Origin of the sequence: Halomonas sp. ND22Bw (assembly GCF_003011945.1) — a bacterium.
Lineage (GTDB): Bacteria > Pseudomonadota > Gammaproteobacteria > Pseudomonadales > Halomonadaceae > Halomonas > Halomonas halophila.
In genome coordinates this window covers 1-274 of the sequence record NZ_PXWD01000808.1, presented here as the reverse complement: position 1 = coordinate 274, position 274 = coordinate 1, and the positions used below count along the sequence as shown (strand labels likewise).

At 63.5% G+C, this 274-nt stretch carries 1 protein-coding gene; it reads left to right on the top strand.

Going from position 1 to position 274, the window contains the following annotated elements; translation table 11 throughout:
- Positions 1 to 23 precede the first annotated feature (23 nt).
- Positions 24 to 274: hypothetical protein (locus CVH10_RS20375; RefSeq protein WP_219924895.1), on the top strand; the 251-nt coding region annotated here is incomplete at its 3' end.

The following is a 274-nucleotide window of genomic DNA, read 5'->3' as shown; positions in this document are numbered from 1 at the left end:
GCTGCACCAGCGAAGGCAACAGGATGAAGCAGTCGGCCGTTCTGCAAAGCGCCAGGCACATCGCGCTGATCGGTAATTTCCTGCCGCGAAAGTGCGGTATCGCGACCTTCACGACTGACACATATGCCGCGCTGCGCGCCCGGTTCCCCGATTGCCGCGTCGATGTCTATGCCATGGACGACCACCCCGGCCGCTACGATTATCCCGAGGCGGTGACGGGAACGATCCCGCAGGACGATCGCGTCGCCTATCTGGCGACGGCGCGCGATATCCA